Source organism: Mycobacterium sp. E3247 (assembly GCF_001667785.1).
Lineage (GTDB): Bacteria > Actinomycetota > Actinomycetes > Mycobacteriales > Mycobacteriaceae > Mycobacterium.
Genome location: NZ_LZJG01000260.1, coordinates 23,674 through 31,852, shown reverse-complemented (window position 1 = coordinate 31,852; position 8,179 = coordinate 23,674). Strand labels below are relative to the sequence as shown.

Here is an 8,179-nt window from a genome sequence, read left to right as displayed (position 1 = left end):
GCTCCGGGGTGTCGGCGCGGTTCGCGATCGCCGCGGCCGAAACGGTAGCGGCCGCCGCCCGGCACCGCGGCGCGGTGCTCGGGGAGACCGACCCGGTGGCCCGGGTGGTCGACCTCGGCACGGTGATCGACGTCCTGCGCGGCAAGCTGGAATTCGAGTCCGGTGAGGAGGGCCGCGAGCAAGCCGTGCTGGAGCACCTGCTGCGCCGGGCCACGGCCGACACCGCGTCGCGGGTGCTCGGCGGCATCGACGTGGGGTCGCTGGTGTCCGCGGTCGAGGGCGGTTCGGCGGTCACGACGGGCGAGCGGGTGTCGGCCAAGGATGTGCTGGCCGCGGTTCCGGCCCTGCCCGTGGTGGACAAGATCGCGGCCAAGGTCAACGCCCAGTCCGAGGGCGAGCGCGCCGCCGCGCTGGAGCTCGCGCTGGAGGCCCTGTATCTGGCCAAGCGGATCGACAAGGTGTCCGGGGAGGGCCAAACGGTCTATGGCTGAACCCTTTAAGGGGCACCGCCTACGGTACTCGGCGTACACCGGCGGGCCGGACCCGCTGGCCCCGCCGGTGGACCTGCGCGAGGCCCTCGAGCAGATCGGGCAGGACGTCATGGCCGGCACCTCACCGCGCCGCGCGCTGTCCGAGCTGCTGCGCCGCGGCACCAAGAACATGCCCGGCGCCGACCGGCTGGCGGCCGAGGCGAACCGACGCCGACGGGAATTGTTGCGCCGCAACAACTTGGACGGCACCCTGCAGGAGATCAAGAAGCTGCTCGACGAGGCGGTGCTGGCCGAACGCAAAGAACTGGCCCGCGCGCTCGACGACGACGCCCGCTTCGGCGAACTCCAGCTCGACGCCCTGCCGGCATCGCCGGCCAAGGCCGTTCAGGAGCTCTCCGACTACAACTGGCGCAGCAACGAGGCGCGTGAGAAGTACGACCAGATCAAGGATCTCCTCGGCCGCGAGATGCTCGACCAGCGCTTCGCCGGAATGAAGGAGGCCCTGCAGGGCGCCACCGACGAGGACCGCCAGCGCGTCAACGACATGCTGAACGACCTCAACGATCTGCTGGACAAGCATTCCCGCGGTGAGGACACCCAGCAGGACTTCCAGGATTTCATGAGTAAGCACGGCGAGTTCTTCCCGGAGAACCCGCGCAACGTCGACGAGCTGCTGGACTCGCTGGCCAAGCGCGCCGCGGCCGCGCAACGCTTCCGCAACAGCCTGAGCCCCGACCAGCGGGCGGAGCTGGATGCGTTGGCGCAGCAGGCATTCGGGTCGCCCGCGCTGATGCAGGCGCTGAACCGGCTCGACGCGCATCTGCAGGCCGCCCGGCCGGGGGAGGACTGGACCGGGTCCGAGCAGTTCTCCGGCGACAACCCGTTCGGCATGGGCGAGGGCACGCAGGCGCTGGCCGACGTCGCCGAGCTCGAGCAGCTGGCCGAACAACTCTCGCAAAGCTACCCGGGCGCCACCATGGACGACGTCGATCTCGACGCGCTGGCCCGCCAGCTCGGTGACCAGGCCGCCGTCGACGCGCGCACGCTCGCCGAATTGGAACGGGCGCTGGTCAATCAGGGATTCCTGGACCGGGGTTCCGACGGCCAGTGGCGGCTCTCCCCGAAGGCCATGCGCAGGCTGGGCGAGACGGCCCTGCGCGATGTGGCGCAACAGCTTTCCGGTCGGCGCGGCGAGCGCGACCATCGGCGCGCGGGAGCGGCCGGCGAACTCACCGGCGCCACCCGGCCGTGGCAGTTCGGTGACACCGAGCCGTGGAACATCTCCCGAACGCTGACCAACGCGGTGCTGCGGCAGGCGGGAACGGCCACCCTGGACGGCGGTACCGGATCGCTGAAGATCGCCGTGGACGACGTCGAGGTCTCCGAGACCGAGACGCGCACCCAGGCCGCGGTCGCCCTGCTGGTGGACACGTCGTTCTCCATGGTGATGGAGAATCGCTGGCTGCCGATGAAGCAGACCGCGCTGGCGCTCAATCACCTGGTGTGCACGCGATTTCGTTCCGACGCCTTGCAGATCATCGCGTTCGGCCGGTACGCCCGGACGGTGACCGCCGCCGAGCTCACCGGCCTGGAGGGCGTCTACGAGCAGGGCACCAACCTTCATCACGCGCTGGCCTTGGCCGGCCGGCACCTCCGGCGGCACCCCAACGCGCAGCCCGTCGTCCTGGTGGTGACCGACGGTGAGCCCACCGCTCACCTGGAGGACTTCGACGGTGACGGCACCACCGTGTTTTTCGATTACCCGCCGCACCCGCGGACCATCGCCCATACCGTGCGCGGCTTCGACGACATGGCCCGCCTGGGCGCGCAGATCACCATCTTCCGGCTGGGCAGCGACCCCGGCCTGGCCCGGTTCATCGACCAGGTCGCCCGGCGCGTCGAGGGACGCGTCGTGGTGCCCGACCTCGACGGCCTGGGCGCGGCCGTGGTGGGCGACTACCTGCGGTCGCGCCGCCGCTAGCCCGCGCGGGTTGCGGCTAGCCGGCATGCGCTCACTGGCGGTGGCCCGCAGCGTCAATGGACGCCAGCGGCGAAGACACGCACGTCCGGCCTCGGCCAGGCTGGGGTACCGGGTGCGCCCTGGTACCGGGATGCTCGTTGCCGCCGCCGATAGGACCGTGGCCGACCGGGTATAGGACTTCACGAAGGAGGAGATGCATGAGCAAGGTTCCAACGATCGAACTCAACAATGGTGCCGGCATTCCGCAGCTTGGTTTCGGCGTGTTCCAGATCAAGCCCGACCAGACCGCGGCGGCGGTCAAGACAGCGCTCGAGATCGGCTATCGGCACATCGACACCGCCGAGATGTACGGCAACGAATCCGAAGTCGGTCAAGGCATCCGGGACGCGGGTCTCGATCGCGCCGACGTGTTCATCACCAGCAAGCTGAACAACGGGTTCCACAAACCCCACGACGCGCGCCGCGCCTTCGACGGAACGCTCAAGGCCCTCGGGTCCGACTACGTGGACCTGTTCCTCATCCACTGGCCGCTGCCCACGCTCTATGACGGCGACTTCGTCTCGACCTGGAAAGTGTTCGAGGAGTTCGCCCGCGACGGGCGCGCCCGCAGCATCGGCGTCTCGAATTTCCAAGTCCCGCACCTGGTTCGGCTCGCAAACGAAACCGACACCGTCCCGTCGGTCAATCAGATCGAGGTTCATCCCTACTTCGGTAACGAGCAGGTCCGGGCGTACGGACGCGAACACGGCATCGTCACCGAGGCGTGGGCACCGATCGCGCAGGGCAAGGTGCTCGACGATCCGGTGATCAACCGCGTCGCCGAGGCGCGGGGCAGGACGGCGGCGCAGGTGGTGTTGCGCTGGCACATTCAGCGCGGCGACATCGTCTTCCCCAAGTCGGTGACCCCGGAACGGGTCAAGGAGAACTTCGAGATCTTCGATTTCGAATTGGATCACTCCGACATGGACGCGATCTCAGCCCTGGACAAGGGTGAAGCGGGTCGGAACGGGCCCAACCCCGACAAGTTCGATTACGTGCCCGGCTGACGCTAGCCGCGGGGCCGGCGGGCCTTGCGAACGATGCCGACGGCGCCCCACAGCGAGAAGCCATGGATGTTCACCTTCGGTGCGCCGGGGGTGCCCTGCCCGAGGACGCTGCGGTCGAAGTTGCCCATGACGCCGCGGCCGTGGATCTCGACGTTGACTTCGGGCGGCAGCAAAATTTTCGTCGCACCCATGATCGACATGGCATGGATGTCGACTTCGGTCGAGGTGAAGTCGGCGTAGCGCAGATCCACCACGCCGTTGCCCCACAAGGCGAAGGTGGTCAGCTTCTTGGGCACGTTCCACCGGCCCCGCCGCTCGAAGCCGCTCAACAGAGCCAGCAGCAACGTTGACGGTGCGGGGTTGGGCTTGCCGCCGCGGCGCGGGCTGATGGGTGCGCCCGGCAGATCGGCCCGCAGCTGGTCCAGTTCCGCGTACGTGGTCGCGGCATACGCCCTGGTCAGACGGTCTTCGTAGTCCTTCATCTGCAGCCGGCCCTGCTCGGCCGCGTACGCCAGCAACTGCGCGAGCTGGATGCGATCAGTGTCGGCCGCGCGCGACGATTCGTCGCGCGTGTCGTTCGCATCGCGTTGCGCGGAGTTGCTCATCACCCACGAGCCTACGACGTCCGGCTATTGCCGCAAGAGGATTGGTCAAACTGCAACCTTGACCCGCGCCGGCCGGTTCGGGCGGCGGGGTTTGTTTGACACCTGGCTAACTCGTCCAGCTCGGGGCGCGCTTCTGCAGAAACGCCAGCATGCCCTCGCGGGCTTCGTCGGATACGAAGAGCCGGGCCGACTCTTCGGCGAGCCGTCCGGCGTCGCGGTCGAACCCTTCCAGCACCGCCGCCGTGGTCAGCGCCTTGGAGGCCGCCAGCCCCTGCGGCGAACCGCGGCCCACGTCGGCGAGCAGTCCGCCCACCGCGGCGTCGACGTCCTCGGCGGCCATCGTGATCAGTCCGATGTCCGCCGCCGTGGCGGCGTCGAACGTCTCGCCCGTCAGGTAGTAGCGCGCCGCGGCGCGTGGCGACAGCTTCGGCAGCAGCGTCAGCGAGATGATCGCCGGGGCGACGCCGATTCGGGCCTCGGTCAGAGCGAAGGTGCTGCGCGGCCCGGCGACGGCGATGTCGCAGGCACCGACGAGCCCGAACCCGCCCGCGCGGACATGCCCGTCGATGGCGGCGATGACCGGCAGCGGCGAGGAGACGATGGCCCTCATCACCGCGGTCATCTCGCGGGCCCGCGCGACGGCCATGTCGAAGGGGTCACCCGCGCCGGCCTCACTCAGGTCCGCCCCGGCGCAGAAGGTGTTGCCCGTATGCCCGAGTACGACCGCCCGCACCGCCGCGTCCGCCTGCGCGTCGCGCAGCCCCTGATGCAACTGCTCGACGAGCGCGGTCGAAAGCGCGTTGCGGTTGTGGGGCGAGTTGAGCGTCAGCCGCGCGAACGGGCCCCCGGTCTCGGTGGGACCGGCGTATTCGACCAGCGTTTCCATCAGTACGGCTTCAGTAGCTCCGAGGCAGACCCAGCGATGTCTGCGCCACGAAATTGAGCACCATCTCCCGGCTGACTGGGGCGATCCGCCCGAGCCTGGCCGAGGCGAGCATGGCGGCGACGCCGTACTCCTTGGTCAGCCCGTTGCCGCCCATCGACTGCACGGCCTGATCGACCGAGCGGGTAGCCGCCTCGGCCGCAGCGTATTTGGCCATGTTGGCGGCCTCGGCCGCGCCCGCGTCGTCGCCGCTGTCGTAGAGCGTGGCGGCCTTCTGCATCATCAGCTTGGCCAGTTGCACCTCGATGTGGCACTGGGCCAACGGGTGCGACAGCCCCTGGTGCGCGCCGATCGGCGTGCCCCACACCTGGCGGGTCTTGACGTAGTCGGCGGCCTTCTCGAGGGCGAACCGTCCCATCCCGACCGAGCTGGCGGCGCCAATGATCCGCTCGGGGTTCAGGCCGGCGAAGAGCTGCGCGATCGCGGCGTCCTCGGAACCGACCAGCGCGTCGGCCGGCAGCCGGACGTCGTCGAGGAAGACCTGGAACTGCCGCTCGGGACTGATCAGCTCCATTTCGATTGGCGTGTAGGTGAATCCGGGGGCGTCGGTGGGCACCACGAACAGCGCCGGCCGCAGCTTGCCGGTCTTGGCCTCTTCCGTGCGACCCACCACCAGCACGGCCTGTGCCTGGTCGATGCCCGAGATGTAGACCTTCTGGCCCTTGAGGATCCAGTCGCTGCCGTCGCGGCGGGCGGTGGTGGTGATCTTGTGGGAGTTGGAGCCTGCGTCGGGCTCGGTGATGGCGAAGGCCATCGTCAGGGTGCCGTCGGCGATGCCGGGGATCCAGCGCCTCTTCTGTTCTTCGGTGCCGAACTTGCTGATGATGGTGCCGTTGATCGCCGGGGATACCACCATCAGCAGCAGCGCGCTGCCCGCGGCGGCCATCTCCTCCATCACCAGCGACAGCTCGTACATGCCGGCACCGCCGCCGCCGTACTCCTCGGGCAGGTTGACTCCCAGGAAGCCGAGTTTGCCCGCCTCCGCCCATAATTCGTCGGTGTGCTCGTGCGCGCGGGCCTTCTTCAGGTAGTACTCGCTGCCGTAGTTGGCGGCCCACGCGGCCACCGACTTGCGCAGGGCCTGCCGTTCCTCGCTCTCGATGAAGCTGGTGTCGGTCATTACGAATCTCCTTCTGGTTGGGGCGCTTCCACTCTTGCCAGGACGGCGCCCACTTCGACCTGCTGACCGGTTTCGACGTTGAGCTCGGCGAGCAGGCCGTCGGAGGGGGCGGTGATGGTGTGCTCCATCTTCATCGCCTCCAGCCAGATCAGTGGCTGCCCGGCGGTGACGTTGTCGCCGATCTCGGCGCCGAGGCGGATCACGTTGCCGGGCATCGGCGCGACCAGCGAGCCCTGCTCGACGGCCGAACCGGGCTCGGGGAAACGTGGCAGCGCCACCAGGTGGACCGGCCCGCGCGCCGAGTCGACGTAGACGTTGTCGCTGTAGCGCGCGACGGCGAAGCCGCACGCCACCCCGGATCCGTCGGCGAGCACGACCTCGTCCGCCGTCGCCGAGACCAGCCGGACCGGCTCAGCAACGTTGGGGTCGGCCAGGAGCAATCCCGTTCTGGTGAAACGGTATTCGACCCGATGCTCCCCGCCGTCGGCGTCGCGGTAGGTTTTCACCTGATAGCCGGACGCCAGGTTGCGCCAGCCGCTGGGCAGCGATCCCAGGACCGGCGCGGTCGCGCGGTTGTGCGCGGCGTCGGCGAGCGCGGCGGCGATCGCGGACAGCCGGACGGTGGCGCCGTCGGCCAGCGGGGCCGACAGTTTCGTCAGGTCATGCGTGTCGAAAAACGCGGTGTCGGTGTCGCCGTCGAGGAACGCGGGGTGGCGCAGCACGTTGACCAGCAGCTCACGGTTGGTGCGCAGGCCGTGCAGCCGGGTGCGGGCCAGCGCGTCGGCGAGCACCAGCGCCGCCTGCCTGCGGGTCGGCGCGTACGAGATGACCTTGGCCAGCATTGGGTCGTAGTGAATCGATACCGTCGACCCGGCGCCGATGCCCGAGTCGAGGCGGATGCCCGTCCGGTGACCCAGCGTGCCGAATCGCGATCGGACCGCCGGCACCTCGAAGTTGTCCACCCGGCCGGCCTGCGGCTGCCAGCCCTGGGCGGGATCCTCCGCATAAAGCCGGGCCTCGATCGAATGCCCTTGCGCGGCCGGCGGTTCGGCGTCGAGCCGGTCGCCTGCGGCGACGGAGAGCTGCAGTTCCACCAGGTCGAGCCCGGTGGTTTCCTCGGTCACGGGGTGCTCGACCTGCAGTCGGGTGTTCATCTCCAGGAAGTAGAACTCCCCGTCATCATCGGCGAGGAACTCCACCGTCCCGGCGCCCGTGTAGCCGATCGCACCGGCGGCCAGCCGGGCCGCGTCGAACAGCTTGGCCCGCATCCCGGGGATGCGCTCGACCAGCGGCGATGGCGCCTCCTCGATGATCTTCTGGTGGCGGCGCTGAATCGAGCACTCCCGCTCCCCGACAGCCCAGACGGTGCCGTGGGTGTCGGCCATGACCTGAACCTCGATGTGATGCCCAGTGGGCAGGTAACGCTCGCAGAAGACGGTCGGGTCACCGAACGCCGAGGCCGCCTCACGCCGGGCCGCCTCGACTTCGCTTGCGAGAGAAGCCAAATTGCGGACCACCCGCATCCCCCGGCCGCCGCCACCCGCCGAGGCCTTGACCAGCACGGGCAGCTGCGCCTCGGTGACCGCGTCGGGGTCGAGTTCGTCGAGCACCGGAACCCCGGCGGCGGCCATCAGTTTCTTGGACTCGATCTTGGAGCCCATCGCCCGCACCGCATCCACCGGTGGCCCCACCCAGGTCAGGCCCGCCTGCTGGACGGCGGCCGCGAAATCGGCGTTCTCGGAAAGGAACCCGTAACCGGGATGCACCGCGTCGGCACCCGCGGCGCGGGCGGCGGCGATGATCGCCTCGGCGTTCAGGTAGTCGTTGGTCTTTTCCAGCCGCACCCGCGCGTCGGCCTCGGCCACGTGCGGCGCGGCGGCGTCGGGGTCGGTGTAGACGGCGACGGTGCCCAGGCCCAGCCGGCGGCAGGTGGCGAATACCCGCCGGGCGATCTCGCCGCGGTTGGCGACCAGCACTCGAGAAACCATGGGGC

Annotated in this window: 6 protein-coding genes and 1 pseudogene; 3 read left to right on the top strand and 4 right to left on the bottom strand. The window is 69.4% G+C overall.

What is annotated here, in order from left to right:
- The 3 genes and pseudogenes from A9X04_RS14475 to A9X04_RS14465 form a co-directional block, all read left to right on the top strand.
- Positions 1 to 491 (top strand): annotated as a pseudogene (locus A9X04_RS14475) (magnesium chelatase); the annotation flags it as partial.
- The gene (locus tag A9X04_RS14470; protein ID WP_067921431.1) at positions 484 to 2,472 is read left to right on the top strand and encodes a VWA domain-containing protein; all 1,989 of its coding nucleotides are present in this window, start codon (positions 484 to 486) and stop codon (positions 2,470 to 2,472) included. The pseudogene A9X04_RS14475 and the gene A9X04_RS14470, both read left to right, overlap by 8 nt.
- Before the next feature lie 197 nt (positions 2,473 to 2,669).
- On the top strand, positions 2,670 to 3,518 hold the full coding sequence (locus A9X04_RS14465; protein ID WP_067921429.1) for an aldo/keto reductase: 849 nt from the start codon (positions 2,670 to 2,672) through the stop codon (positions 3,516 to 3,518).
- A gap of 2 nt (positions 3,519 to 3,520) precedes the next feature.
- Here the strand turns inward: A9X04_RS14465 and A9X04_RS14460 are convergent, their stop codons facing one another.
- From A9X04_RS14460 to A9X04_RS14445, 4 genes are all read right to left on the bottom strand, one after another.
- A complete protein-coding gene (locus A9X04_RS14460; RefSeq protein ID WP_067921427.1) occupies positions 3,521 to 4,123 on the bottom strand; it encodes a DUF1707 domain-containing protein in 603 nt (200 codons plus the stop codon).
- 106 nt (positions 4,124 to 4,229) lie between these two features.
- A complete protein-coding gene (locus A9X04_RS14455) occupies positions 4,230 to 5,009 on the bottom strand; it encodes an enoyl-CoA hydratase family protein (protein WP_067921425.1) in 780 nt (259 codons plus the stop codon).
- A 10-nt stretch (positions 5,010 to 5,019) separates the two neighbouring features.
- A complete protein-coding gene (locus A9X04_RS14450) occupies positions 5,020 to 6,186 on the bottom strand; it encodes an acyl-CoA dehydrogenase family protein (protein WP_067921423.1) in 1,167 nt (388 codons plus the stop codon).
- Positions 6,186 to 8,174 carry a biotin carboxylase N-terminal domain-containing protein gene (locus A9X04_RS14445; protein WP_067921421.1) on the bottom strand — a complete coding sequence of 663 codons (1,989 nt, stop codon included), beginning with the start codon at positions 8,172 to 8,174 and terminating at the stop codon, positions 6,186 to 6,188. The genes A9X04_RS14450 and A9X04_RS14445 overlap by 1 nt, the downstream gene beginning before the upstream one ends.
- Between the last annotated feature and the right edge of the window lie 5 nt (positions 8,175 to 8,179).

What these genes read in the sequence shown, in the direction of transcription:
- A9X04_RS14445 (WP_067921421.1), bottom strand. Translation starts at nt 8,174, where the DNA reads ATGGTTTCTCGAGTGCTGGTCGCCAACCGCGGCGAGATCGCCCGGCGG.
- A9X04_RS14465 (WP_067921429.1), top strand. Translation starts at nt 2,670, where the DNA reads ATGAGCAAGGTTCCAACGATCGAACTCAACAATGGTGCCGGCATTCCG.
- A9X04_RS14470 (WP_067921431.1), top strand. Translation starts at nt 484, where the DNA reads ATGGCTGAACCCTTTAAGGGGCACCGCCTACGGTACTCGGCGTACACC.
- A9X04_RS14450 (WP_067921423.1), bottom strand. Translation starts at nt 6,186, where the DNA reads ATGACCGACACCAGCTTCATCGAGAGCGAGGAACGGCAGGCCCTGCGC.
- A9X04_RS14455 (WP_067921425.1), bottom strand. Translation starts at nt 5,009, where the DNA reads ATGGAAACGCTGGTCGAATACGCCGGTCCCACCGAGACCGGGGGCCCG.
- A9X04_RS14460 (WP_067921427.1), bottom strand. Translation starts at nt 4,123, where the DNA reads ATGAGCAACTCCGCGCAACGCGATGCGAACGACACGCGCGACGAATCG.